This window comes from Roseovarius tolerans, assembly GCF_028885395.1.
In the GTDB taxonomy this organism is placed as follows: Bacteria; Pseudomonadota; Alphaproteobacteria; order Rhodobacterales; family Rhodobacteraceae; genus Roseovarius; species Roseovarius tolerans.
In genome coordinates, this window is sequence record NZ_CP118494.1 from 1,529,564 (window position 1) to 1,552,493 (window position 22,930).

The window sequence follows — 22,930 nt, forward strand, 5'->3', positions numbered from 1 at the left end:
TTTTCCTCTTATTTCAACTCTGTCAGCCATTGACCAGACCCGCCCGCCTTGTATCACTCGTGCCATGACATTCACTGACCGCCTGACCCGCCTGCCGCGACCCTTTGACCCCGCAGAGGGAGAGGAGGCGCGCGCCGCGCTGCCCGACCTCACTGGTCCGCTGTCGGATCTGCTGGCCGGGGCGGGGGGGTGCAGCCCGTTCCTGAAATCGCTCATTCTTCAGGAAGCCGAGTGGCTGCGTGACGCTCTGGATGCGCCTGAAGCGGCGCTGGAGACGCTATTTGCGGGGTTGAAGGACGTGCCGCCGGACCGTCTTGGCCCGGGCCTGCGCGAGGCCAAGCGGCGGGTGGCGCTGCTCACCGGGCTTGCCGATCTGGCGGGCGTCTGGCCGCTGGAGGAGGTAACCGGCCGCCTGACGGATTTTGCCGACCTGGCCTGTGATCTGGCGCTGAAATCCGCGATCGGTGCGGAAATCCGGCGCGGCAAGCTGCCGGGGATGAGTGAGGATGACATCGCCACTGGTGCCGGAATGGTGGTGCTCGCGATGGGCAAGATGGGCGCGCATGAGCTCAATTACAGCTCTGATGTCGACCTGATCTGCCTCTTTGACGAGACCCGGTTCGAGCGCGACGATTTCCACGAGGCCCGCGCCAGTTTTGTCCGCGCCACGCGCAAGATGTCCGCGCTGCTGAGCGACCGCACCGCCGAGGGCTATGTGTTTCGCACCGATCTGCGGCTGCGTCCGGATTCGGGCGTCACCCCGGTCTGCATGGCGATGGCCGCCGCCGAGACCTATTATGAGAGTTTGGGCCGCACATGGGAGCGCGCGGCCTATATCAAGGCGCGGGCCTGTGCGGGTGATATCGCGGCGGGTGACCGGTTTCTCGCGACGCTGACCCCGTTTGTCTGGCGCAAGCATCTCGATTTCGCGGCCATAGAGGACGCCCATAACATGCGCCTCGCGATCCGCGAGCATAAGGGGCTGGGCGGGCATCTCTGCCTTGAGGGGCACAATATGAAGCTGGGGCGCGGTGGCATCCGCGAGATCGAGTTCTTTACTCAGACACGGCAGCTGATCGCGGGCGGGCGTGATACCGATCTACGGGTGCGCGGCACGGTGCCGGGGCTGGCGCGGCTGGCCGAGAAAGGCTGGATTCCCGAGAGCGCGGCCGAGACGCTGACCCGTCATTACCGCTTTCACCGCGAGGTCGAGCATCGGGTTCAGATGCTGCGCGATGCGCAGACGCATCTTCTGCCGAACTCAGCCGAGGAATTCGACCGGCTCGCCGCCTTCATGGGGCGTGACACGGGTGATCTGCGCGCCGATCTGGAGGCGCGGCTGACCGAGGTGCATGACCTGATCGAGGGCTTTTTCGCGCAGGATACCGGGGCCGAGGAGTGCCCCGTGCCGGACACGCTCGACTGTGATGTGATCGCGCGCTGGCCCAGTTATCCGGCGCTGCGCTCGGCGCGTGCGGTGGAGATTTTCAACCGGCTCAAGCCCGATATCCTCGCGCGTCTGGCTCGCACCACCGAGCCGAACGAGGCGTTGCTGGCTTTTGACGGGTTCCTGTCGGGCCTGCCTGCAGGGGTGCAGGTGTTTTCGCTCTTTGAGGCCAATCCGCAACTGATCGACCTGCTTGTCGATATCGTTGGCACGGCCCCGGTGCTGGCGCAGTACCTGTCGCGCAATGCGGGTGTGTTCGACGCGGTGATCGCCGGGGATTTCTTTGCGGATTGGCCGGGCCGTGCGGCGCTGGAAGAGGAATTGGCGGCACGGCTGGCGCGAGAGGCGGATTATGAGCGCGCCCTCGATGCCACGCGCCGCTGGCACAAGGAATGGCATTTCCGCATCGGCGTGCATCACCTGCGCGGCCTGATCGACGCGGATCAGGCGGGGCAACAATATGCCGACCTGGCCGGGGCGGTGATAAGCGCGGTCTGGCCAAGGGTGATTGATCAGTTCAGTGAGAAACATGGCCGCCCGCCTGGCCGTGGCGCGGTCGTGGTCGGCATGGGCTCGCTTGGGGCCGAGCGGCTCAACGCCGGTTCCGATCTCGACCTGATCGTGATCTATGACACGGGTGAGGCGGAGGGCTCCGACGGTCGGCGTCCGCTGGCGTCGCGGCCCTATTACGCGCGGCTGACGCAGGCGATGATCACCGCCCTGACCGCACGGATGGCCGAGGGGCGGCTCTACGAGGTGGACATGCGGCTGCGCCCCTCTGGCAATCAGGGGCCTGTCGCGACAAGCTGGCCGTCCTTTGAGAATTACCAGCAGAACGAGGCGTGGACATGGGAGCATCTGGCGCTGACACGGGCGCGGGTGATCACCGGTGATGCAGGGCTTGCGGCGGATGTCGAGACATTCCGTTCGAGCCTCATCGCCGAGAAATCCGCGCCCGCGCCCGCGCTTGCATCGGTCAAGGAGATGCGCGCAAAGGTGGCCGAGGCCAAGCCGTCGGAGGGGCCCTGGGATGCCAAGCTGGGGCCGGGTCGCCTGCTCGATCTGGAACTTGTTGCGCAGGCCGGGAACCTGATGGCGGGGCAGGCGGCGCGCGATGTGGCGTCGGGCTTTGCGGGCGGTGTCGCAATCGGCTGGTTGAGTGACGCCGACAGCGCAGCGCTCACCCGTGCCTATGCGCTTTGTTGGCGTGTGCAGATGGTGTCTCGGCTGATCAGCGACAAGACGCTTGCGCCTGACCGCATCGGCGAGGGCGGTGCGGCGTTTTTGCTGCGCGAGACCTCGGGGGAGACGCTGAGCATGCTTGAAGAGCGCCTGAACACGGCCTGCACGGCGGCGGCAGAGGTGATCGACGCCCGCCTTGACCGCACCCCCGGGGAGGGCTGAACCATGGCCATGCAGCGCGATCCGCTGGATCCCAAGGGGCTCATCCGCGAGGCGTACCGCATCGACGGGATCGGGCCGGGCGAATGCCGCTCGATCTTTCTAGACTGGGCGCTGTCGCAGCCGCAGGAGGGCAGCCCACAGGTGGCGATTGCCGCGCTGATCGAGCAATACGCGCCCGACAATCCCGATCATCCGATGACGCAGGTGTTGCGCGAGGGGATGGAGAAATCGGGCCCCGCGCGCCGTCGCGGTGGCTGGCGATCGCGCCCGCGCGACATTTGAAAAGGGGCTTTGGACGTGTCATCCGCCTTGGGAATGCACGGAAAATGCGCTGAGTTCGTCTAAAATGCGCCTCAATTCGGGGTCACCTTCAGGTTGCAACCATAACAGGCAACGCCCTGGAGGACATCATGATCACATTTCGTCTCGCCGCCGCACTGGTTCTGGGGTTTGGCCTGTCGGCCTGTGCCAGCGTCGATACCGCCACCCGCAACGCCCCGCTGGACAGCGCGATCACCCAATCGGTGCCGGTGTCGCTGGACATTCAGGACGTTCGTGTGACGGTGCCGAAATCGCTGAAGGCGTCCGAGGCGAACCGTTATTACCCCGGTGGTGACATCGTGTGGCGCGAGGACCCGCCCGGCGACCGTCACGCGCAGGTCAAGGCGATCTTCGAGACTGCCCTGCAAACCGGCGTGTCGCAGATGCCCAAGGGGTCTGTGCCCGCGATCCTCGATGTCAGGGTCACGCGGTTTCACGCGCTGAGCGAAAAGGCGCGCTATACCATCGGCGGCGTACATGCGGTGCAATTCGAATACGTGCTGCGCAACCCCGCCACCGGCGAAGCCTATGGCGCGCCGAAACGGGTCAAGGCCGATTTCAAGGCGTTTGGCGGGCAGGCGGCGATTGATGCCGAGCGGCAGGGGATCACGCAGAAGGTGCGTATCTCCGAGCAGCTTTCCAACGTGATCCGGTCCGAACTGCGCCAGCCGCAGGGCGATCATGCCGAGGCGCTCGGCCTCATGGGCGCGCTCAATCAAATCTGATCTTTCCCGGGCTGGGGAAACGGCGTAAGGGGGCGGCATGACACCGCCCCCTTATCCCGTGATCCGCCTGAAACCCAAGACAGAGGCGCGCGCCATTCGCCATGGCGCGCCCTGGGTGTTCGACAATGAACTCGTCACCGACCGGCGCACGCGGGCGCTGTCGCCGGGCAGCATCGCCGTGCTCGAGGATGCCGAGCGCGCGCCGCTCGGCCTCGTGGCGGTCAATTCCGCCTCGCGCATCATGGCCCGTATGCTGGATCGTGATGTCGGCGCGCGGATCGACAAGGCGTGGCTTGCGGCGCGTCTGGCGCGCGCGCAGGCGTTGCGGACCCGGCTGTTCGAGGCGCCGTTTTACCGGCTCGTCCATGCAGAGGCGGACGGTCTGCCCGGTGTGGTCATCGACCGGTTCGACGACATCGCCGTGATCCAGCCCAATGCGGCCTGGGCCGACGTTCTGCTGCCCGAGATCGCGGCGGCGCTGCAAGAGGTGACAGGCGTCTCGACCGTGTTCAAGAATGCCTCGGGCCGGGCGCGTGGGTTGGAAGGGCTTGACGATCTGAGCGGTGTTCTGGTTGGACATGCGCCCGAGGGGCCGCTCCCGGTGCCGATGAATGGTGCCACTTACATGGCGGATCTCCTGGGCGGGCAGAAGACCGGTATTTTCTATGATCAACGCCCCAATCACGCGTTTGCCGCGCGGCTGGCCAAAGACGCGCGCGTGCTAGATGTGTTTGCCCATGTGGGTGGTTTCGCCCTGGCCGCTTTGGCGGGGGGCGCGGAGCGTGCTTTGGCGGTGGACGGCTCTGCCCCGGCGCTTGATCTGGCGCGCGAGGGCGCGGCACGGATGGGGGTCGAGACCCGCTTTGACACCCGACGCGGCGACGCGTTCGAGGTGATGGAGGCGCTGATCGACGAGGGTGCGGAATTCGATCTGGTGATCTGTGATCCGCCCGCCTTTGCCCCTTCCAAACCTGCACTTGAAAAGGGTCTGCGCGCCTATGAGCGGGTCGCACGGCTGGCGGCGGGGCTGGTCGCTCCGGGCGGGTATCTGGGGCTTTGCTCCTGCTCGCATGCCGCTGATCTGGCGCGCTTTCGTACGGCCTGCACACGTGGCATCGGGCGGGCCGGGCGTGCGGGCGCGCTCATCCATACCGGGTTTGCCGGGCCGGATCATCCGCTGCATCCGCAGCTGGCGGAATCGGGGTATCTCAAGGCGCTCTTTTACCGGCTATGAAGGTCCTGCTGGATACCTGCGTGATCTATCCGACGGTGATGCGCGAGATGATCCTGGGCGTGGCCGGGGCAGGGGCCTTCACCCCGCTCTGGTCCGAGCGGATCATTGGCGAGTGGCTGCATGCGGCGGCAAAACTGGGGCTGGATGCGCAGGCGCAGGCGGCGGGAGAGGCCGCGCTGATGGCGGCGCGGTGGCCCGGGGCAAGCGTCGCTTACGCGCCCTCGCTCGAGGCCCGGCTGTGGCTGCCTGACCCCGCCGATACCCATGTTCTGGCCGCAGCGATCGCGGGGTCTGCCGACGGCATCCTTACCCTGAACGCACGTGACTTTCCGCGCAACATCCTGGCCGAGGAGGGGCTGTGGCGGGCCGATCCCGACGGGTTCCTGCATGGCATCTGGCAGGCACAGCCGGGGCTGGTCGCGGAGGTCGCGGCGGGCGTTCTGGCAGAGGCACGGCGGCTGTCGCAGGGGGATTGGGAAATGCGTCCGCTGTTGAAGAAGGCGCGGCTGCCGCGACTGGCCAAGGCGCTCTCGGGAGGGTGATCTGGCTGGGGGCTGGGGTTGCCGTGAGCCGCGCGGCGCCCGCCCGAGGGGGCGGTCGGGCGCTGCGCGGCGGTGCCTGCGGCACCTTGATTCCGCGCATAGGTGCTGAACCTGAAGGTCCGCTCCAGGCGAAGATCTGCCCCGTCCTTCGAATGCGATATCAGCGCAGCAACGCCTTCATCCCCTGATCCAGCCCTTCGAGCGTCATCGGCACCATGCGGTCGTCGAAGAGTTCGCGGATCATGCCGATGGAATGGGTATAGTCCCATTCGCGGCGCGGCACCGGGTTGATCCACAGGTGATCGGGCCATTGCGCGCGGGCGCGGTCCAGCCAGACTTGTCCGGCTTCTGCGTTCCAGTGCTCGTTGGCACCGCCCGGATAGGCGATCTCATAGGGGCTCATACTGGCATCGCCCACGAAGATGCATTTGTAATCGGGCCCATAGGTGTTGAGCACTTCCCAGGTTGGCGTTTGCGCGTTCCAGCGCCGGGCATTGTCGCGCCAGACCCCGTCGTAGAGGCAATTGTGGAAATAGTAGTATTCGAGATGCTTGAACTCGGCTCGCGCGGCTGAAAACAGCTCCTCCACCACCTTGATATGCGGATCCATGGAGCCGCCCACGTCGAGAAACAACAGCACCTTGACGGCGTTGCGCCGCTCGGGCCGGGTTTTCACGTCGAGATAGCCATGCTCGGCTGTCGCGCGGATGGTGCCGTCGAGGTCCAGTTCATCATGTGCCCCGTCGCGCGCCCACCGGCGCAGACGCTTGAGCGCGACCTTGATGTTGCGCGTGCCAAGTTCCACGCTGTCGTCGAGGTTGCGGAATTCGCGTTTGTCCCAGACCTTGACGGCGCGGCGATGGCGGGACTCATTCTGCCCGATGCGCACGCCTTCGGGGTTGTAGCCATAGGCGCCGAAGGGCGAGGTGCCGGCGGTGCCGATCCACTTGGAGCCACCCTGATGGCGGCCCTCCTGTTCCTTGAGCCGTTCTTTCAGCGTCTCCATCAGCTTGTCAAACCCGCCAAGCGCCTCGATTTCGGCCTTCTCCTCGGGGCTGAGATGCTTTTCGGCCATCTTTTCCAGCCAGTCGGCGGGCAGGTCGACGGTGTCGAGCACATCCTGCATCGTGATGCTGTCCAGCCCGGAGAAACTGGCGGCGAAGGCACGATCAAAACGGTCGATAAGCCGCTCGTCCTTCACCATCGCGCTGCGCGCGAGGTAATAGAACCCCTCGACATCGTAGATCACGAGATTGGCGCGCATTGCCTCGAGGAAGGTGAGGAATTCGCGCAGGGACACGGGCAGGCCCGCTTTCCGGAGTTGTTCGAAAAACGGCAGAAACATCGCGGCTTACATCGCGCTGCGATGGATGATCAGTGTCGTGAACAACCCGGCGAGGCCGAAGACCAGACCGTAGACAAAGGCATAGAGCAGAATATCCGCGAGTTTTCCCTTGCGGCTATAGGCCACGGCAGCGCCACCGATGGCCCCGAGAACTGCGCCTGTGATTACAATCATCGCTTACCCGTTCGGTCCCTTGAGCGGGCTGAGCGCGCCAACTTCCCGCAGTTTCGCGCGCACCGCCCAATCTGCCCCATAGCCGTAGCGCGCCCAGCCCAGACTGTCCAGCCTGACGCTGCGCGCCTCGGCGACGCGTCCGGTCAGTTCGAGCGCCTCGGCGCGCAGCATCTGCAATGTTGCAAGAAGGGCGGCATTCTCAAATCGCTCTGCCGTGCCGAGATGCGGGCCGATCAGCATCAGGGCATCCTCGCCCCGGCCCTGCGCGATCGCGTAGCTGGCCAGCTGAGCGGCGGTAAAGGCGCGGTGCAACTCGGTGCCGGGGGTGCGCTGATAGAACTGATCGGCGGCGGCGAACTGATCCTGCGCGAAATCGGGGTCGCTGGCCTGGGTCAGCCGTCCGAGCGCGAAATGACTGAACGCGCGCCGGTGATCGGCCCAGCCCACGGCCTGCGCGATGCGCAGCGCGTCCACTGCGGCCTCGCGCCGTTGCGCGGGGCGTGCACCGGGGCCAAGCGCCGTCTGGATGGCGTCGATCCAGGCGCGTGGCGTCGAGCCGTAGAAACGCGGCCCGATCCGGTCGCCGCCCGGGTTGAGCCGCGACAGGATCGCGGGCAGCCGTGCCTCGACTTCGCGGCGGGTCATACCGGCGCGCAATTCCGGTGAATAATAGGCGCGCAAGATCAGCATGTCGAAACCGGTCAGCACCGCGTGGACGTTGTCATCATTGAACACGCTGTCGTTCAGGCGGTAGAGATCGTTCAGCGGACCGAGCGCCTGTGCCAGTTCTTCGTGCAGGCAGTCGCGCACCTCCTGCGGGCTGGAATCGTTGGGCACGAAGATCGCAATCTTTTCGCGCCGGGTGATCCGCGTCCAGTCGGTGCTGCGGGCGTTGCGCGCGCTGCGATACTGGGTGATGCGCGAGATGTTGGGCACCACGAAACAGGCCGCCGTTGGCAGTTGCCGACGGATATCATCACGGCTCACGGCCTCGATCGTGATATTGGCACCTTCGTCGCTCACGCGGCGAATGTCGATCCCGGCCTCGGTGCGCAGGCGGTGGATCAGGCGGTTGAGGTCAGCCATCAGCGAGATCGGCGGCTCGCCCGTCACGCGCAACGTGACCGGTCCCTCGAAGCGCGAGAAGTGCTGGAGCATGCGCCCCGACTCCATCTGGAAGCTCAGATCGAGAAAATCGCGGATGATATCGCGGTTGGAGCGCTGTGGCGGCACCGGGCGGGGTGCGGAAAACGCCTTCATCGGGGGCATCGTGCTCTCTTGCGGGAGGGCGGCACGCGACGCGGGTTCGTTATAGGTATAATTTCCGGGCACGCAGGCCCCGAGCATCAGACAGATTGGCAGAATGACACGGCGCATCAGGCCCCCGAAACTAGTTATGCCAGTAAACGACCCGATGCCGGAATGGCGCAAGGTCGGGCTACGGCGGGGCGAGGCAAAAAGAGACGCGGTTGCAACCGAAGCAAACCACGTCTGTCCCTTGCCGCATCCAGTGCCGGGTCCGGGGCAGAGTTGATGTTCATCCTGTTCTGCGTAAGGAGCAATCAAGGCAAAATTGTGGCAATCGCCTTTCGCGCGAGTTGCGGGGCGGGCCGGTCTGTCCCTGGTGACGGATCGCGCCCGCATGACATCGCCTCAGCGCTGCCGCCGCGCCATGAAGGCGAGACGTTCGAAGAGATGCACGTCCTGTTCGTTCTTGAGCAGGGCACCATGCAGTTTCGGCAGGACGTCCGCGCCGTCACGGCGCAGGTCTTCAGGGCTCAGATCCTCGGCCAGAAGTAGCTTGAGCCAGTCGAGCACCTCGGAGGTGGAGGGCTTTTTCTTGAGCCCGGGCTGATCGCGGATCTCGTAGAACTGGGTGAGCGCGGCGGTCAGCAAGGCCTCCTTGATGCCGGGGTGATGCACCTCGACGATCTTTTTCATCGTTTCGGCCTCGGGAAAGCGGATGTAGTGAAAGAAACAGCGCCGCAGGAAGGCGTCGGGCAGTTCCTTTTCGTTGTTCGAGGTGATGATGATCACCGGGCGATGACGCGCGCGGATCGTCTCGCCGGTCTCGTAGACATGGAATTCCATGCGGTCGAGTTCCTGAAGAAGGTCGTTGGGAAACTCGATATCGGCCTTGTCGATCTCGTCGATCAGCAGCACGACCTTTTTGCCCGCCTCAAACGCCTCCCACAGCTTGCCCTGTCTGATGTAGTTGCGCACGTCATGCACGCGCTCTTCGCCCAGTTGGCTGTCGCGCAACCGGCTTACGGCATCGTATTCGTAGAGGCCCTGTTGTGCGCGGGTGGTCGATTTGATGTTCCACTCGATCAGCCGCAACCCGAGCGCCTGCGCCACCTGTCTTGCCAGTTCAGTCTTGCCTGTGCCGGGCTCTCCCTTGACCAGCAAAGGACGCTCCAGCGTGACGGCGGCATTGACCGCGACGGTCAGGTCATCGGTGGCGACATAGGCGTCGGTGCCTTCGAATTTCATCGGTTTATCAATCCTTTTCGGGACCGCGCGCAGCGGTGTCGCGGCTAAACTAGTCCGTTCGACATTTCACATCAATGGCATGTGATTGGCTAGTGACAATCCGGGCGGTCAGGTGTAGATCAGCCCCCAATGGGGCACCCACTGTCTGAGGAGTAAACGATGCCAGACACTGGCCTTGATGAGGGGATCGAGATGAAAGCCGAAGTATTTCTGCCCGAGGATTATCAGCCTGCCGAGGACGAGCCGTTCATGAACGAACGCCAGCTCGAATATTTCCGTCGCAAGCTGATGAAGTGGCGTCTGGAGTTGCTGGAAGGCAGCCGTGAAACCATCGAAGGGTTGCAGGATGGCACCCGGGCCATTCCCGATGTGGCCGACCGCGCGAGCGAGGAAACCGACCGCGCACTCGAGTTGCGGACCCGTGACCGTCAGCGCAAGCTGGTCGCCAAGATCGACGCCGCACTGCGCCGGATCGACGAAGGGGAATACGGCTATTGTGAAAAGACCGGCGAGCCGATCAGCCTCAAGCGGCTGGACGCGCGCCCGATCGCCACGATGACGCTCGAGGCGCAGGAGCGCCATGAACGGCGTGAAAAGGTTCACCGCGACGACTGATGGCACGGTGACCGTGCGCGGGGACGTCTTGCAGATGATGCGCCGGAGATCACTCTCCGGCGCGTTTTGTCTTTGAAAGGCCACGATGAAACTGGATACGCTCAAGGTATGCGTGATCGGCGCGGGGATTGGCGGGCTCGCGGTGGCGCGTGCGCTGGCCTTGCGCGGGGCGGATGTGAGCGTGCTCGAACAGGCCCCCGAGATATCGGAGGTCGGCGCGGGGCTGCAGATCAGCCCGAACGGATTTGCCGTGCTGCGCGCGCTTGGGCTGGATGCGGCGCTGCGGGCGCGCGCGGTGCAGGCAGAGGCGGTCTGCCTGCGCGATTACCGCCGGGGTGAGGTGCTGCGGCTTGATCTCGGCGCGCTCGACAGCCGGGACTATTACTTTATCCACCGCGCCGATCTGATCGAGGTTCTGGCCGAGGGCGCGCGCGAGGCCGGGGCACGTATCCGTCTGCTGCAAAAGGTCTCCTCGGTCGAAGGCGGCGCACAGCCGTGCGTACATCTGGCCAGCGGGGCGCGGACCGAGGCCGATCTGGTGATCGGGGCCGATGGCCTGCATTCGGTGGTGCGCCCGGTTCTGAATGGTGTCTCGACGCCGTTCTTCACCCGGCAGGTGGCGTGGCGCGCGACAGTGCCGAACCTGTGGGATCGCGGCCCCGAGGTGCAGGTGCATATGGGTCCGATGCGCCACGTGGTGAGCTACCCGTTGCGGGACGGCGCGCTGCTCAATCTGGTGGCGGTGCAGGAGCGCGCCGCCTGGACCGCAGAAAGCTGGAGCCAGAGGGACGACCCGGTGGCGCTCCGCGCGGCCTTCGGGGATTTCAGCGCCGATCTGCGGGCCATGCTCGACGCGGTTCAAGAGGTGCATCTGTGGGGGCTGTTCCGGCATCCGGTGGCGAAGGTCTGGCAGCGCGATGGTCTGGCGCTTTTGGGGGATGCGGCGCATCCCACCTTGCCGTTCATGGCGCAGGGCGCGTCGATGGCCCTCGAGGATGCGTGGGTGCTGGCCGATGCGCTGCGCGATGAGGCCACACGCGAGGCCGCCCTGACACGCTATCAGGCGCGCCGCGAGGGGCGTGCGGCGCGGGTTGTCGGGGCTGCCAGCCGCAACGCGTGGAAATATCACCTGTCCTTCCCGCCGCTGAGATGGGCCGCACACACCGCCTTGCGCGCTGGCGGCGCAATCGCTCCCGACCGGATGATGCGCCAGTTCGACTGGCTATATGGTCATGATGTGACGCACGCCGCCTAAGGTCAGTGCGCGACGTTCAGGCGTCGAGGTCGACCCAGACGGGCACGTGATCGGATGGTTTTTCGCGCCCGCGCACGTCTTTTTCGATATGGCAGTCGGTCATCAGGTCTGCCGCTTGCGGGCTGAGCAGGAAATGGTCGATGCGGATGCCGTCATTGCGGTTCCACGCCCCGGCCTGATAATCCCAGAAACTGTAATGCCCGGGGCCTTGGGTGCGAGCGCGGAATGCCTCGGTGAAGCCGAGGTTCAGGATGCGGCGAAAGGTGGCGCGGCTGTCGGGCAGGGCGAGCGCGTCCTCGTGCCAGGCCTCGGGGCGGGCGGCGTCCTCATCCTGCGGGATGATGTTGTAATCGCCGCCCATGAGCACCGGCTCTTCGGTGTCCAGAAGCGCTGCGGCGCGGGCGTGCAGCCGCTCCATCCAGGCCAGTTTATAGTCGTATTTCGGACCCGGTGCAGGGTTGCCGTTGGGCAGGTACAGCCCGCAGAGCCGTAGAGCGCGGGTATCTCCCATTACCGTCGCTTCGATCCAGCGGGCCTGTTCGTCGGCATCATCGCCGGGCAGGCCGCGCGTGACGTCCTCGAGCGGGCGCTTGGACAGGATCGCCACTCCGTTGAAGCCCTTTTGCCCGTGGGTTTCGACGTTATAGCCGCGCTCCTCGAACATCTCGCGCGGGAAATTGTCGTCGACGGATTTGATTTCCTGTAGCAGGGCCACATCGGGCGACGCGTCGTCGAGCCAATCGGTCAACGCCTGCAGGCGCGCCTTGATCCCGTTGATGTTGAAACTCGCGATCTTCATGGCGGATGTCCCCTCTCGGCAGGTTTTGCAGCTATCGCAGCGTGTTTGTGGGGTTGCAAGTGGTTTCAGAAACGCGCGCCGAGATGGGGTGCGTTCACAAAAAGGGCCGACGCCGTCCACATTTAAACCAAAAAACAATCTTATCGCTGGAGAGATAGCAAGATGTGCTGAACCAGAGCGAGCGAGTGTCACGTGGCTGTTTTCACGGATCAAACCATAGCTGGAAATTTTGACCCGGGCGTTCCGCCGGGCCTTCCGACAACGATCACCGTCGTCACGATGGAAATCAACGATGCGGACGATGATGGCTTGATCCGGCCCAATTCCGGCGATCAGATCAACGGCAGCAACGTTAATTCGGTCTGGGACGGAGATACCGTCACGATAAACGGGGTGACGATCACCGGGGTGACGTTCTACACGGATGACGGGGCTCGCTATTTCACCCCGTCCGATGGCTCGGTCTTGCCGGATGGTGGAACGGCAACGGCCACCACCTTCGTCACGCAGAACACGCAGTTTCCGGTGGGCAGTTTCGGGCCCCCGTGTTTCGTCGCCGGGTCGCGGATCGCGGTGCCCGGCGGGTTTGTCCCGGTCGAGGGGTTGCGCATCGGGGACCTTGTGGAGACGCTGGATCATGGGGCGCAACCGATCCGCTGGATCGGGCAGCGCACGGTGCCGGGGCGCGGTGCCTTTGCCCCGATCCGGTTCGCGCCGGGGGCGCTTGGGGATCACGGGGCGCTTCTGGTCTCGCCGCAACACCGTATCCTGCTCGATGACTGGCGCGCGGCGTTCTACCTTGGGGAGGACGAGGCGCTCTGCCCGGCGCATATGCTGGTCAATGGCGACACCATCCACCGTGCGCCCTGTGCGCAGGTGACTTATGTGCATTTCATGTTCGATGCGCATGAAATCGTCATGGCCGAGGGATTGGCGAGCGAGAGTTTCCTGTTCGGCGATTATCTTTGCAAGGAAACCAGTGCGTTACGCGCCGAAATTATCGCGCTTTTCCCTGAGTTCGGGGGGCAGGGCCCGCAGATGAGTGCCGCGCGGCGCACGCTGCGGGCGCATGAGGCGCGATTGCTGCGCGACGGGGCTACGCCGGGCAACACCTGCGCCGCCTGACCCTACATCGAGAACGAGGTGCCGCAGCCGCAGGACGAGCTTGCATTGGGGTTCTCGATCACGAAGCGTGCGCCGATCAGCTCTTCGCTGAAGTCGATCGTCGCCCCGGCGAGGAAGGGCAGCGAGACGCTGTCGACCACGACTTTCTGGCCCTGACCCTCGAGCACCATGTCGTCCTCGGCGGGCTGGTCGAGCTTGATGTCGTACTGAAACCCCGAGCAGCCGCCGCCTTCGACGGCAACGCGCAGGGCCTGATTCTGTTCGCCTGCTCCGATCTCTGCCAGACGGGCAAAGGCGCGCGGGGTCACAGTGGGGGGCATTTGCATGGCGCATCTCCGGGGATTGTCGTGGTCTGCATAACGTCGGTTTCACGTCGGTATTCGATCTGTAATATAGAGGTCGAGGCAACAGGCGACAAGGACATGCAGAATGACGGCTCCTTATGCCACCGATCCGGCGCGCAGCCGGGGCCGCCGCGTGCCCGAAGAGGAAAGCGCGTTCCGTTCGCCGTTTCAGCGCGACCGCGACCGGATCATCCATTCGAGCGCCTTTCGACGATTGAAGCACAAGACGCAGGTCTTCGTGGCCCATGAGGGGGATTACTACCGTACCCGGCTGACCCATTCGATCGAGGTGGCGCAGGTGGCGCGCACGATCTCGGGGGCGCTTGGCCTCAATGCGGAACTGACCGAGGCGGTGGCGCTGGCGCATGATCTGGGCCACACGCCGTTTGGTCACGCGGGCGAGGACACGCTGGCGGCCTTGATGGCCCCCTATGGCGGGTTTGATCACAACGCGCAGGCGCTGCGGATCGTAACCTTGCTGGAACGGCACTACGCCGCCTTCGACGGGCTGAACCTGACATGGGAGACGCTGGAGGGCATTGCCAAGCATAACGGCCCGGTCAGCGGTCCGTTGCCCTATGCGCTGGCCGATTACAACGCGGAGCACGATCTGGAACTGGGCACGCATTCCGGGGCCGAGGCGCAGGTTGCGGCCCTGGCGGACGACATCGCCTATAACAATCACGACCTGCATGACGGGCTGCGCGCGGGGCTGTTCAGCGATGAAGAGATCGCGGCTTTGCCCATCGTCGGCGATTGCTTTGCCGAGGTGGACCGGCTTTATCCCCGGCTCGATCCGAAACGCCGCAGGCATGAGGCGTTGCGCCGGGTGTTCGGGGTGATGGTGGGCGACGTGATCAGAGGCTCAAAGGCCACGCTGGAGGAGATGCAGCCCGCATCCGTCGAGGAGGTGCGCCATCTGGGGGTGCCGGTGATCCGGTTCTCGCCTGCGCTCTGGACGGATTTGCAGGCGATCCGCCGGTTCCTCTACACCCGGATGTATCGCGCGCCGAAAGTGAACGAGATGCGCGCCATGGTGCACCGCGTGGTCAGCGATCTGTTCCCGTTTTACTTGGATGCGCCCGAGCATCTGCCCGAGGAATGGCGCAGCGACGTGGCGCAGGCCGCTGACCGCACCGCATTGGCGCGGCTGGTCAGCGATTACATCGCCGGGATGACCGACCGGTTCGCGCTGCAAAGCCATGCGCGGCTGATCGACGGTGACCCCGACCCCGCGACACATGATGGAGTATGAGCGATGGCCGTTGAACAACAGGCGGGTGAACTGGCCCCGGTGATGGTGTTCGCCTTGGTGGGCGCGCTGGGCGTTGGGGCGCAATGGCTGGCCTGGCGGCTGCGCATGCCTGCCATCGTGCTGATGCTGCTGGCGGGGTTGGCGGTGGGGCCGGGTCTTGACCTGTTCGACCCGGCGCGCGATATCGGCCCGCTGATGGCCCCGATGGTGGCCATCGCGGTGGCGATCATCCTGTTTGAGGGCGGTCTGACATTGAACCTGCAGAGCCTGCGGGGGGCCGCCGAAGGGGTCTGGCGGCTGGTGATCATCGGCGCGCCGCTTGGCTGGCTCGGCTCGACGCTGGCGCTGCATTATGCCGCCGGTCTGGACTGGCCCGTTGCCGCCGTGTTCGGCGGGATCATGATCGTGACCGGCCCAACGGTGATCGCGCCGCTGCTGCGGCAGGCGCGACTGGCGCGGCGCCCTGCGCAACTGCTGCAATGGGAGGCGATCGTCAACGATCCCGTTGGCGCGCTGGCGGCCGTGCTGGCCTTCGAGGTGGTGCTGGTGATGGCCGCATCCGAGACCGCAGGCGGGGCCGCGCTGTCGATGGCGTGGGGCATCGTGGTGGCGCTGGTGCTGGGGCTGGGGGCCGGTTGGGGGCTGGTGCGGGCCTTCACCGCGGGGCATGTGCCGGAATTCATGAAAGTGCCGGTGCTTTTCGCGGTCCTGCTGGGGGTGTTCGCGCTGTCGGATACCGTGCTGCATGAGAGCGGGTTGCTGACGGTGACGGTGATGGGCGTCTACATGGCCAATACCGACCTGCCAAGCTATGCCGAACTGCGCCGGTTCAAGGAACATGCGACGGTGTTGCTGGTCTCGGGCGTGTTCATCCTGCTGGCCGCGTCGATGAACATGGAGGCGCTGGCGCTGCTTGATGCCCGCGCGGCGGTGTTCGTCGTGGTGACGATCCTGCTGGTGCGCCCGATAACGGTGATGGTCTCGCTTGTGGGCACCAAGGTGGCGATGAACGAGCGGCTATTGGTGGCGTTCACCGGGCCGCGCGGCGTGGTTCTGGTGGCGGTGGCGGGTCTCTTCGGTGAACGGCTGGTGGCGCTTGGCTTTGAGGATGCCGCACGGCTCACGCCGCTGGCCTTTGCACTGGTGGCGGCGACGGTGGTGCTGCACGGGTTTTCCCTGCGCCCGCTCGGGCAACTGCTGGGGCTGGCGGGGCAGGGGGTGCCGGGGGTGATCATCGTCGGCGGCTCGCAATTCTCGGCCTCTCTCGGCAAGGCGCTGTCGGAGTTGGAGGTGCCGGTGCTGATCTCGGACCCCAATCGCACGCACCTGCGCACGGCCCGCGAGGCCGGGCTGCGCACGTTTTTCGGCGATATCCTGTCAGAGGCCGCCGAACACGGGGTCGAGATCGTGAATTTCGGGCGTGTTTTGGCGGTGACCGACAACGACGCCTACAACACGCTGGTGGCCACCGACCTTGCCCCGGAATTCGGGCGCGAGAATGTCTATCAGTTGCGCCGCGCGAAAGAGGACAATGCGCGCCATGCGCTGCCCGCCACGCTGGGCGGGCGCAAGATCGGCGGTGAGTTGGGGTATTACGAGATTGCCCGCCACATGAGCCAGGGATGGAAAGTGCGCGCCACCAAGCTGAGCGACAGTTACACGCTGGAGGACTGGCAGCGCGACAACCCCGACGCGGTGCCGCTGGCCGAATTGGCGGCGGGTGGCGGGCTGTCCTTTGTCACCCGCGAGACCGAGGCCAAGGGCGGCGACGGCACGCGGCTTGTCGCGCTTGGGCCGCCGCGCGACACGGCGGACTAGGCGGAAAAGCGGGGCGCGGCAGCCTCGGCGTTGCCCCCTTTGCTGCGTGGTGATACCTGTCGCGCCGGGTGCGTAGCGATCGGGTGGGTATACGTGTGAATGGGGGGCTGTCTGACAAGACGGTGATGATTGCGGCTGCGGGCTGCGATGCGGGGCGATGCCTTGCGGATGCCTGCGCGCAGGCGGGGGCGCGGGTGGTCGTGCTGGAGCAGACGGCCAGCCGGGCGCGGGCGGTGGCGCGGGCGTGGCCCGACCGTATCGAGACGCTGGGCCTGAACGCGCTGCGGCCGGACCATTGTGACCGGCTTGGCGCGGTGTGGGACGCCACCCCGCTGGATCTGTTGCTGCATCTGCAGCCCCTTCGCATGCCGCGTCGTCCGGGGGCGGCGATTTCCGCGATCCCGGCGCTGAGCCGGGCGCTCTTGCCCGGGTTGGCGGCCGGGGCTGGGCGCGTGATCGCGGTGTTTCGCGCACCGGGGCCGGGGGCCCGCGCCGAAGGTCTGGCCTATGATGCCGCGATGTGCGCCCTTGCAGGCCATATGCAGGAGGAATTCGGCAACCGCGCGATGGTCAATGCGTTGCGGCTGGCGCCCGAGGGCGCGGAGTGCTCCTGTGGCGCGCGGCTCTGGCCTGCGGTGGCGATGCTGACGGCGGGGGAGCGGGCCGGGCCCTGTGGCTCGGTTCTGCATCTGGGGCCTGAGTGATTGACGCGCGGGCTGGCGGTGGTAAACCGGCGCGCATCGCAGCAGGAAGGGCGTGCCATGAATCTCTTTACCGACATCCGCAGTCTCGTGCTGGACGCACTGGCCCGGATGCAGGCGGCTGGGCAATTGCCCGAGGGTCTCGACATGGGCAATGTCACGGTGGAGCCGCCGCGCGATCCTGCGCATGGCGACATGGCGACGAATGCCGCGATGGTGCTCGCGAAGCCTGCGGGGCTGAAGCCGCGCGACATTGCCGCCACGCTGGCGGATCTGCTGGCCGAGGACGACCGCGTTGCCGTGGCCGAGGTGGCGGGGCCGGGGTTTCTGAACCTGCGGCTGGCGCCGGGGCTGTGGCATGGCGTGCTGCGGACCGTGCTGGAGACGGGGCCGGATTTCGGGCGCTCGAACATGGGGCAGGGCCGCCGCGTCAATGTCGAATATGTTTCGGCCAACCCGACCGGGCCGCTGCATGTGGGCCATACGCGGGGCGCGGTCTTTGGCGATGCGCTGGCGAGCCTGCTGGATTTCAACGGCTATGAGGTCACGCGCGAATATTACATCAACGATGGCGGCGCGCAGGTCGATGTGCTGGCGCGGTCGGTCTACCTTCGGTATCTTGAGGCGCATGGGCAGGAGGTGGCCTTTGCCGATGGCACCTATCCGGGCGATTACCTGATCGAGGTGGGTCGCGCCCTCAAGGACAAGGTGGGCGAGGCCTATCTGGATCAGCCCGAAGAGGTCTGGTTGGAACCGATCCGCGAATTTTCGACCCAAGCGATGATGGAACTGATCCGTGCGGATCTCAAGGCGCTCGGCGTCGAGATGGACGTGTTTTTCTCAGAAAAGTCTCTCTATGGCACCGGGCTGATCGAGGCGGCGATCGAGGATCTGCGGGGCAAGAACCTGATCTATCGCGGCGTGCTGGAGCCGCCCAAGGGCAAGATGCCCGAGGATTGGGAGCCGCGCGAACAGACGCTGTTCAAATCGACCGAACACGGCGACGACGTGGACCGCCCGATCATGAAATCGGATGGCGGCTGGACCTATTTCGCGCCCGATATCGCCTATCACTATGACAAGATCGAACGGGGTTTTGACCTGTTGATCGACGTGTTTGGCGCGGATCATGGCGGCTATGTCAAGCGGATGAAGGCCGCTGTTTCGGCGCTGTCGGAGGGGCGGGTGCCGGTCGATATCAAGCTGTGTCAGTTGGTCAAGCTCTACAAGAACGGCGAGCCGTTCAAGATGTCGAAGCGTGCGGGCACGTTTGTCACCCTGCGCGACGTGGTCGATCAGGTGGGTGCGGATGTGACCCGCTTTGTGATGCTGACGCGCAAGAACGACGCGCCGCTTGATTTCGATTTCGCACGCGTGATGGAGCAATCCAAGGACAACCCGGTGTTCTACGTGCAATACGCCAATGCGCGGGTGAATTCGGTGCTGCGCAAGGCGCAACAAGCGGGGATCGCGGTGGATGATGCCACGCTTGCTGCGGCGGATCTGTCGGGGCTGACCCATGAGGCCGAGATCGCGGTCGCCAAGAAGGTGGCCGAATGGCCGCGCCTTGTCGAGATCGCGGGCCGCTCGAACGAGCCGCACCGGGTGGCGTTCTATCTCTACGATCTGGCCTCGGATCTGCACGGGCTGTGGAATCGCGGCCATGACGAACCGGCGCTGCGCTTTCTGCAAGAGGGCGATCCGGCCACGTCACAGGCGAAAATCGCCCTCGTGCGTGCCGTAACCGTTGTTATTTGCGCAGGTCTTGGTATCTTGGGCGTAACTCCGGCGGAAGAGATGCGTTAAGCGATCCGACATCAGGCCGGGGATGAGGCAGTATGATCAATTCCCGGCGGCCATGTATCGCCGGTGAGGCAAGAGGCAGAGCATGGCTGAAATGCACGATGCAGGGTTCGAACCCGCGCCCGCACGCACGGCGACACTCGGGACACTCACCAATATCACAGGCGCGGTCCTGTCACTTGCGCTTGTCGCGGGTGTAGGGGTCTGGGGCTATAAACTCATCATGCGCGATGTGTCGGGTGTGCCGGTGGTGCGCGCGGTCGAGGGGCCGATGCGGATGGCCCCCGAAGATCCGGGCGGGCAGGCGGCCGATCATCAGGGGCTTGCGGTCAACGCGGTGGCCGCCGAAGGCATCGCCGCCGCACCTGCGGATCGTCTGATCCTGGCGCCGCCGCCGCTCGATCTGAAGCTGGAGGATGTGCCGCGCGCGGCTGTTGCGGCGACGGAGGCGGCGGAGGTGAGTCCGACCGCCGAGGCGGGTGAGGAAACCCCGGATGACGCGCCCGAGGTGCTTCAGCAAGCCTCGGTGCAGGCGCTGGCCGATCTGGTCGCCGAAGACGTGGCCCCGCTGACCCCGCTCGATCCGCCGCAGGAGGATGCCGAAGAGGCCCCGCAGCAGGCGGCGGTCGAGGGTGGGCTGAGCCGGTCCTTGCGTCCGCGTCAGCGCCCCGATGTATCGCAGGCGGTCGCGCTCGCCGTGGCGGCGGCCCGCAGCACGGAGTCTGCGGCGCAAGAGATTGACCCCGAGGCGATCCCGACGGGAACGCGCCTTGCGCAGCTTGGGGCGTTCGAGTCGGCCGCCGTCGCGCGTGAGGAATGGGACCGGTTGCACAGCCGGTTCGAGGATTTTCTGGAGGGCAAGAACCGGGTCATTCAGAAGGCCGAGAGCGGCGGGCGGACCTTTTACCGGCTGCGCGCCATGGGCTTTGCCGATCTGGGCGAGGCGCGGCGGTTCTGTTCGGCGCTGGTCGCTGAACGCGCCGATTGCATTCCGGTGGTCACCCGGTGACGCGCTATGGCGCGACGATCCTCGATGCCGAAGGGCTGTGTCTGACCCCTGACGAGAAAGCGTTTTTTCGCGATGCGCGCCCGTTCGGTTTCATCCTGTTCGCGCGCAACATCGACACGCCGGATCAGGTGCGGGCGCTTTGCGCCGAGATGCGCGAGGCGGCGGGGCATGACGCGGTCATCACCGTAGATCAGGAAGGTGGGCGCGTACAGCGCCTGCGCGCGCCGCAGTGGCGCGACTGGCCCGCGCCGCTGGATCAGGTGGCACAGGCCGGGGCAGAGGCCGCCCGGGCGATGTATCTGCGCTACCGGATCATTGCGGCTGAATTGCATGCGCTCGGGCTCGACAGCAATTGTGCGCCGCTGATCGATGTGGCCGGGCCGGGCACGCATCCGTTCCTGCGCAATCGCTGCTACGACGAGGACGCGAAACGGGTGGCGGCGATTGGGCGTGCGGTGGCGGATGGCCTGCTGGACGGTGGCGTTTTACCGGTGGTCAAGCATATCCCGGGCCACGGCCGCGCCGAGGCGGACAGCCATCACGATCTGCCGCTGGTGAATGCCGTGAAGAGTGACCTGCAAGCCGTTGATTTTGAGCCATTTCGGAAGTTGGGCGATCTGCCGCTCGGGATGACCGCGCATCTTGTGTATTCGGCCATCGATGGGGAGCCCGCCACGCTGTCGGCGCCGATGATGCGGGTGATCCGGGACGAGATCGGCTTTGACGGTTTGATCATGACCGACGATATCTCGATGAAGGCGCTGCAGGGCACGCTGCCTGATCTCACGCGCAGGGCGCTTGACGCGGGCTGCGACGTGATCCTGCATTGCAACGGCACGCTGGCGGAGCGGCAGGCGGTGGCGGAGGCGGCGGGCGAGATGTCTGACGCGGCGCAGCGCCGCGCGGAACGGGCGCTGACATGGCGCAAATCGCCTGATCCGGTTGACATTTCGGCCCTCTCGGCGCAGCTTGACGCGCTGGTGAGTGGGCGCGTGCATGGCTGAGGACGACTTCGATCAGGGTGAGGCAGTGACCAACGTGGCGGACCGTCTGGCCGCCGAGGCGCTGATCGTCGATGTGGACGGGTTCGAGGGGCCGCTCGACCTGCTGCTGACGCTGAGCCGGACGCAGAAAGTGGATCTGCGCAAGATTTCCGTGCTGCAACTGGCGCAACAGTATCTGGCGTTTGTGGAGCGCGCCAAGGCATTGCGGCTGGAACTGGCCGCCGATTACCTGGTGATGGCTGCGTGGCTGGCGTTTCTGAAATCACGGCTGCTGCTGCCGCCCGACCCGACCGAGGACGGGCCCTCGGGCGAGGAACTGGCCGCGCATCTGGCGTTTCAGCTGGAGCGGTTGCAGGCGATGCGCGATTGCTCGGCGCGGCTGATGGGGCGGGACCGACTGGGGCGTGATTTCTTTGCGCGCGGCATTCCCGAGAACGTGATGCGGCTGCGCAAGGTGCAGTATACCGCGACGTTGCTGGACCTGATGCAGGGCTATGCGCGGATCAGGACGCGCGACGAGTTTCGCCCCTATGTCATGGACCGCGACGCGATTTTCACCATGGAACAGGCGCTGGAGCGGCTGCGGGGGCTCATTGGTTTCGCCGGGACATGGACGGATATCTCAAGCTATCTGCCCGACGCATTCACCACCGATCCGGGGCGGCGCAGGTCGGCGACGGCCTCGACCTTTGCGGCCTCGCTGGAACTGGTGAAGGAAGGCCGGGTGGAATTGCGGCAGGCCGAGACATTTGCCCCGATCGAGCTGCGGCGTAAGGATTAAGAGTTTGTCAGAAGAAACGGAAAAGAAAGAAGAAAGCCTGTTCGATGCGCCGCCCATGGCGGAGCAGGAGCGGATGGTCGAAGCGATGCTGTTTGCCAGTGCCGAGCCGCTGAGCACGCGCGATATGGGCGAGCGGATGCCGCATGGCTGTGATCCGGCGGAAGCGGTGGTGCACCTGCGCAAAAGGTATGAGGGGCGTGGGGTCAGGGTGGCCAAGGTCGGCGATGCCTGGGCGATGCGCACCGCGCCCGACCTGGGCTATCTTATGAGCCGCGAGACAGTGGAGACCCGCAAGCTGAGCCGGGCGGCGATCGAGACATTGGCGATCATCGCCTATCATCAGCCGGTCACGCGGGCCGAGATCGAGGAGATCCGGGGCGTGTCGGTCAGCCGGGGCACCGTCGACCAACTGCTTGAAATGGAATGGATTCGCTTTGGACGGCGCAAGATGACGCCGGGCCGTCCGGTGACTTTTGTGGTGACGCAGGAGTTTCTGGATCAGTTCGGGCTGGAGAGCGCGCGCGATCTGCCGGGGCTCAAGGAATTGCGCGCGGCGGGGTTGCTGGAAAACCGCCCGCCGCCCGGCACGATGCCGCAACTGGGCGAGGGCGAGGAGGCCGACGAGACCGAGACCGCGCCCGGGCAGAACGAATTGTTCGAGGATTGAGGCGGTTTGCATCGGCCCGTAAACTTTTACCGGCCTTGCCCTGAAATCTGCACGTTTGCGTGTTATGGT

The 22,930-nt window shown here is 65.4% G+C and carries 22 protein-coding genes; 16 read left to right on the forward strand and 6 right to left on the reverse strand.

Annotated features, from left to right (window positions below):
* Positions 1–64 precede the first annotated feature (64 nt).
* The 5 genes from PVU19_RS07550 (at position 65) to PVU19_RS07570 (ending at position 5,673) form a co-directional block, all read left to right on the forward strand.
* Positions 65–2,851 (forward strand): [protein-PII] uridylyltransferase family protein, encoded by a 2,787-nt coding sequence (locus tag PVU19_RS07550; protein ID WP_050663537.1) that lies wholly within the window; start codon positions 65–67, stop codon positions 2,849–2,851.
* A gap of 9 nt (positions 2,852–2,860) precedes the next feature.
* Positions 2,861–3,133, forward strand: a complete 273-nt coding sequence (locus tag PVU19_RS07555) for a hypothetical protein (RefSeq protein WP_050663543.1) — start codon at positions 2,861–2,863, stop codon at positions 3,131–3,133.
* Positions 3,134–3,261: 128 nt separating this feature from the next.
* Positions 3,262–3,897 carry a DUF6778 family protein gene (locus PVU19_RS07560; protein ID WP_050663538.1) on the forward strand — a complete coding sequence of 212 codons (636 nt, stop codon included), beginning with the start codon at positions 3,262–3,264 and terminating at the stop codon, positions 3,895–3,897.
* Between the two features lie 37 nt (positions 3,898–3,934).
* Positions 3,935–5,131, forward strand: coding sequence for an RSP_2647 family RNA methyltransferase (locus tag PVU19_RS07565; RefSeq protein WP_050663539.1), 1,197 nt, complete (start codon positions 3,935–3,937; stop codon positions 5,129–5,131).
* On the forward strand, positions 5,128–5,673 hold the full coding sequence (locus tag PVU19_RS07570) for an RSP_2648 family PIN domain-containing protein (protein WP_274789910.1): 546 nt from the start codon (positions 5,128–5,130) through the stop codon (positions 5,671–5,673). Before PVU19_RS07565 ends, PVU19_RS07570 begins: the two co-directional genes overlap by 4 nt.
* Before the next feature lie 160 nt (positions 5,674–5,833).
* Here PVU19_RS07570 and PVU19_RS07575 read toward each other — a convergent pair whose 3' ends face one another.
* The 4 genes from PVU19_RS07575 to PVU19_RS07590 all read right to left on the reverse strand — a co-directional run bounded on the left by PVU19_RS07575 (position 5,834) and on the right by PVU19_RS07590 (position 9,685).
* The gene (locus tag PVU19_RS07575) at positions 5,834–7,018 is read right to left on the reverse strand and encodes a vWA domain-containing protein (RefSeq protein ID WP_050663418.1); all 1,185 of its coding nucleotides are present in this window, start codon (positions 7,016–7,018) and stop codon (positions 5,834–5,836) included.
* A gap of 6 nt (positions 7,019–7,024) precedes the next feature.
* Entirely contained in the window at positions 7,025–7,192 is a 168-nt protein-coding gene (locus PVU19_RS07580) for a hypothetical protein (protein ID WP_050663419.1), read from the reverse strand.
* Positions 7,193–7,195: 3 nt separating this feature from the next.
* Positions 7,196–8,569, reverse strand: coding sequence for a DUF2927 domain-containing protein (locus PVU19_RS07585; protein WP_050663420.1), 1,374 nt, complete (start codon positions 8,567–8,569; stop codon positions 7,196–7,198).
* Between the two features lie 276 nt (positions 8,570–8,845).
* Complete coding sequence (locus tag PVU19_RS07590; RefSeq protein WP_050663421.1) at positions 8,846–9,685, reverse strand: AAA family ATPase; 840 nt, start codon at positions 9,683–9,685, stop codon at positions 8,846–8,848.
* 159 nt (positions 9,686–9,844) lie between these two features.
* Here PVU19_RS07590 and dksA point away from each other — a divergent pair, with 159 nt between their 5' ends.
* On the forward strand, positions 9,845–10,300 hold the full coding sequence (gene dksA, locus PVU19_RS07595) for an RNA polymerase-binding protein DksA (protein WP_074784016.1): 456 nt from the start codon (positions 9,845–9,847) through the stop codon (positions 10,298–10,300).
* Between the two features lie 85 nt (positions 10,301–10,385).
* Positions 10,386–11,555, forward strand: coding sequence for an FAD-dependent monooxygenase (locus tag PVU19_RS07600; RefSeq protein ID WP_050663422.1), 1,170 nt, complete (start codon positions 10,386–10,388; stop codon positions 11,553–11,555).
* Between the two features lie 16 nt (positions 11,556–11,571).
* Here PVU19_RS07600 and xth read toward each other — a convergent pair whose 3' ends face one another.
* Entirely contained in the window at positions 11,572–12,354 is a 783-nt protein-coding gene (gene xth, locus PVU19_RS07605) for an exodeoxyribonuclease III (RefSeq protein ID WP_050663423.1), read from the reverse strand.
* Between the two features lie 279 nt (positions 12,355–12,633).
* Here xth and PVU19_RS07610 point away from each other — a divergent pair, with 279 nt between their 5' ends.
* Positions 12,634–13,479 (forward strand): Hint domain-containing protein, encoded by an 846-nt coding sequence (locus PVU19_RS07610; protein ID WP_050663424.1) that lies wholly within the window; start codon positions 12,634–12,636, stop codon positions 13,477–13,479.
* 2 nt (positions 13,480–13,481) lie between these two features.
* Here PVU19_RS07610 and erpA read toward each other — a convergent pair whose 3' ends face one another.
* Positions 13,482–13,805, reverse strand: coding sequence for an iron-sulfur cluster insertion protein ErpA (erpA, locus tag PVU19_RS07615; protein WP_050663425.1), 324 nt, complete (start codon positions 13,803–13,805; stop codon positions 13,482–13,484).
* Positions 13,806–13,908: 103 nt separating this feature from the next.
* Here erpA and PVU19_RS07620 point away from each other — a divergent pair, with 103 nt between their 5' ends.
* The 8 genes from PVU19_RS07620 (at position 13,909) to scpB (ending at position 22,861) form a co-directional block, all read left to right on the forward strand.
* Positions 13,909–15,078: a deoxyguanosinetriphosphate triphosphohydrolase gene (locus PVU19_RS07620; protein WP_050663426.1), complete on the forward strand. Its 1,170-nt coding sequence runs from the start codon at positions 13,909–13,911 to the stop codon at positions 15,076–15,078.
* A 3-nt stretch (positions 15,079–15,081) separates the two neighbouring features.
* Positions 15,082–16,896 (forward strand): cation:proton antiporter, encoded by a 1,815-nt coding sequence (locus PVU19_RS07625; protein WP_050663427.1) that lies wholly within the window; start codon positions 15,082–15,084, stop codon positions 16,894–16,896.
* A gap of 125 nt (positions 16,897–17,021) precedes the next feature.
* A complete protein-coding gene (locus PVU19_RS07630) occupies positions 17,022–17,600 on the forward strand; it encodes a hypothetical protein (RefSeq protein WP_152911660.1) in 579 nt (192 codons plus the stop codon).
* 57 nt (positions 17,601–17,657) lie between these two features.
* Entirely contained in the window at positions 17,658–19,403 is a 1,746-nt protein-coding gene (gene argS, locus PVU19_RS07635) for an arginine--tRNA ligase (RefSeq protein WP_050663446.1), read from the forward strand.
* 82 nt (positions 19,404–19,485) lie between these two features.
* Positions 19,486–20,409, forward strand: coding sequence for an SPOR domain-containing protein (locus PVU19_RS07640; protein WP_050663429.1), 924 nt, complete (start codon positions 19,486–19,488; stop codon positions 20,407–20,409).
* Positions 20,406–21,413: a beta-N-acetylhexosaminidase gene (gene nagZ, locus PVU19_RS07645; protein ID WP_050663430.1), complete on the forward strand. Its 1,008-nt coding sequence runs from the start codon at positions 20,406–20,408 to the stop codon at positions 21,411–21,413. The genes PVU19_RS07640 and nagZ overlap by 4 nt, the downstream gene beginning before the upstream one ends.
* On the forward strand, positions 21,406–22,194 hold the full coding sequence (locus PVU19_RS07650; RefSeq protein ID WP_050663431.1) for a segregation and condensation protein A: 789 nt from the start codon (positions 21,406–21,408) through the stop codon (positions 22,192–22,194). The genes nagZ and PVU19_RS07650 overlap by 8 nt, the downstream gene beginning before the upstream one ends.
* A gap of 4 nt (positions 22,195–22,198) precedes the next feature.
* Complete coding sequence (scpB, locus tag PVU19_RS07655; RefSeq protein WP_050663432.1) at positions 22,199–22,861, forward strand: SMC-Scp complex subunit ScpB; 663 nt, start codon at positions 22,199–22,201, stop codon at positions 22,859–22,861.
* Positions 22,862–22,930: the final 69 nt, after the last annotated feature.

Coding starts and splice junctions, on each gene's coding strand:
- PVU19_RS07620 (WP_050663426.1), top strand. CDS start 13,909: ATGACGGCTCCTTATGCCACCGATCCGGCGCGCAGCCGGGGCCGCCGC.
- PVU19_RS07550 (WP_050663537.1), top strand. CDS start 65: ATGACATTCACTGACCGCCTGACCCGCCTGCCGCGACCCTTTGACCCC.
- PVU19_RS07560 (WP_050663538.1), top strand. CDS start 3,262: ATGATCACATTTCGTCTCGCCGCCGCACTGGTTCTGGGGTTTGGCCTG.
- PVU19_RS07575 (WP_050663418.1), bottom strand. CDS start 7,018: ATGTTTCTGCCGTTTTTCGAACAACTCCGGAAAGCGGGCCTGCCCGTG.
- xth (WP_050663423.1), bottom strand. CDS start 12,354: ATGAAGATCGCGAGTTTCAACATCAACGGGATCAAGGCGCGCCTGCAG.
- PVU19_RS07600 (WP_050663422.1), top strand. CDS start 10,386: ATGAAACTGGATACGCTCAAGGTATGCGTGATCGGCGCGGGGATTGGC.
- PVU19_RS07580 (WP_050663419.1), bottom strand. CDS start 7,192: ATGATTGTAATCACAGGCGCAGTTCTCGGGGCCATCGGTGGCGCTGCC.
- PVU19_RS07585 (WP_050663420.1), bottom strand. CDS start 8,569: ATGCGCCGTGTCATTCTGCCAATCTGTCTGATGCTCGGGGCCTGCGTG.
- PVU19_RS07650 (WP_050663431.1), top strand. CDS start 21,406: ATGGCTGAGGACGACTTCGATCAGGGTGAGGCAGTGACCAACGTGGCG.
- PVU19_RS07555 (WP_050663543.1), top strand. CDS start 2,861: ATGCAGCGCGATCCGCTGGATCCCAAGGGGCTCATCCGCGAGGCGTAC.
- erpA (WP_050663425.1), bottom strand. CDS start 13,805: ATGCAAATGCCCCCCACTGTGACCCCGCGCGCCTTTGCCCGTCTGGCA.
- PVU19_RS07640 (WP_050663429.1), top strand. CDS start 19,486: ATGGCTGAAATGCACGATGCAGGGTTCGAACCCGCGCCCGCACGCACG.
- argS (WP_050663446.1), top strand. CDS start 17,658: ATGAATCTCTTTACCGACATCCGCAGTCTCGTGCTGGACGCACTGGCC.
- PVU19_RS07590 (WP_050663421.1), bottom strand. CDS start 9,685: ATGAAATTCGAAGGCACCGACGCCTATGTCGCCACCGATGACCTGACC.
- PVU19_RS07610 (WP_050663424.1), top strand. CDS start 12,634: ATGGAAATCAACGATGCGGACGATGATGGCTTGATCCGGCCCAATTCC.
- PVU19_RS07570 (WP_274789910.1), top strand. CDS start 5,128: ATGAAGGTCCTGCTGGATACCTGCGTGATCTATCCGACGGTGATGCGC.
- PVU19_RS07625 (WP_050663427.1), top strand. CDS start 15,082: ATGGCCGTTGAACAACAGGCGGGTGAACTGGCCCCGGTGATGGTGTTC.
- PVU19_RS07630 (WP_152911660.1), top strand. CDS start 17,022: ATGATTGCGGCTGCGGGCTGCGATGCGGGGCGATGCCTTGCGGATGCC.
- dksA (WP_074784016.1), top strand. CDS start 9,845: ATGCCAGACACTGGCCTTGATGAGGGGATCGAGATGAAAGCCGAAGTA.
- PVU19_RS07565 (WP_050663539.1), top strand. CDS start 3,935: ATGACACCGCCCCCTTATCCCGTGATCCGCCTGAAACCCAAGACAGAG.